The sequence below is a fragment of the Chromohalobacter sp. 48-RD10 genome, assembly GCF_029889785.1.
GTDB lineage: Bacteria > Pseudomonadota > Gammaproteobacteria > Pseudomonadales > Halomonadaceae > Chromohalobacter.
On sequence record NZ_JARANX010000122.1, the window covers coordinates 1 to 1,677 of the forward strand.

Genomic DNA, 1,677 nt, shown 5'->3' on the forward strand with positions numbered 1-1,677 from the left:
CGGTAGTTTTCAACCCAGTTGTCCAAAAAGTTTGTTCTAAGCCGCGCATTGGTTACGCTTGATTTCCTGGCACTTTCCTGGGTTGAGCGGCACAGCTCCGGTTGGCTCCCAGTTTCGGGTGTGGCCAGACCAGCGCTTCGGGTTATGGCGTTTGGCCTGCTCGTATACCGCCTTTCGGTAAGCCAGTTGGGGGGCCTCTTCACCACGGTGGCGAGCGCCCGGCGTCACGTAGTTGATGCCGCTGTGCAGGTGCTGTTCGTTGTAAGCATGCTCGAAGCACAGCATCCACTGACGCGTCGCTTCAAGGGACTTGAACCCTTTTGCCGGCCATTTCGGGCAGTATTTGACGGTGCGGAACAGCGACTCCGAGTACGGATTGTCGTTACTCACTCGGGGCCGGCTGTAGGACATGGCCATGCCCAGCTCCGCCAGTCTGGATTTGAGCGTGTAGGAGGTCATGGGCGCCCCGTTGTCCGAGTGCAGCACGGGTGGATTATCCCAGCAGCCTTCACGGATCAGCGCCCGCTCAACTAGCGCTTTGGCGTGCTCGCCGGATTCGCTGTCATGCACCTCCCAGGCGACGATCTTGCGGCTGTAGACATCCAGGATCAGGTACAGGTACCAGAACAGGCCCTTCACGGTGGATGGACAGTAGCTGATGTCCCACGTATAGACCTGATTGGGGCCAGTAGCGGTGAAGCTGGTCGGTTCCGGCACTGGCCGGGATGGCTGAGCGCGGCCTCTGTGACTGAGTTGGTGATGCTTTTTCAGAACCCGATAGAACGAAGACTCGGAGGCGATATAGATCCCCCGGTCAGCCAGCAACGGCACGATCTGTGACGGTGGCAGGCTGCGGAATTCGTGTTGATTGCAGGTGTCGAGCATCGCCTGTTCTTCCTCGGGTGTCAGTTGGTGCGGCTGAGGCATGGGCCGCGCCTCAGGACGACGATCCGGCGTCACCTCCCCATCCCGGCGCCAGCGTTTGATGGTGCGCTCACTGAGCGCCATTAGCTGCGCCGCCTTGTATCGGGCAGCGCCGCCGGCAACCGCTTCGTCAAAGTACTGCACAAGCCTTGCACGTTCGCTCAACGAGGTCAGCTGTCCTCGTCGTCCGGATCGCTGCCGTACAAGGCTTCGAGCTTTTTTGACAGCACCAGCAGCGAGGTAGTCTCAGCCAGGGCCTTGTCTTTGCGCCGCAGCTCGGACTCCAGCTTGCGGATCTTTTTCCTGCTCTGCTTTTGCTGACGCTGGGTCTCTTTGTGCTGGCTCTGCTGCTGGCCGGCACCCTGGAGGCAGGCGTCTTTCCAGCTCTGGATCTGTTCCGGATACAGGCCTTTCTCACGGCAATAAGCGTTGAGTTCGGTCTCGGACATGGAGGCGGTTTCGATCACCACGGCCAGTTTGGCGTCAGCGGACCAATCGTCTCCGGTCTTGCGGTTTCCAGGCACGGGCATTCCTTGTTCTCGACACTGTTTAAGCCAACTATACAGAGTCACCTCGGAGATGCCTTCCTCTGCGGAAACCGACACCACCGTGCGATTCATCGGCGGCAACAGCTTCTTCAACACTGCGGCCTTACGTTCTTCGGAGTACCTTGGCATGGAAGCTCTCATACCACCCTCTCTGAGTGGGATTCAGGCGAAATCGCCATCTGGACAACTAGGCTGGCAGAGAGGG

1 protein-coding gene is annotated in these 1,677 nt (G+C 59.2%); it reads right to left on the reverse strand.

Annotated elements, in window-relative coordinates:
• Positions 1 to 36: 36 nt before the first annotated feature.
• Positions 37 to 1,601, reverse strand: a protein-coding gene (locus OP496_RS17615) for an IS3 family transposase (RefSeq protein WP_280565204.1) whose coding sequence is annotated in 2 segments (ribosomal slippage) — positions 37 to 1,113 and positions 1,116 to 1,601 — 1,563 coding nt in all. Because the reading frame shifts where the segments join, the coding sequence is not laid out codon by codon here.
• Positions 1,602 to 1,677: the final 76 nt, after the last annotated feature.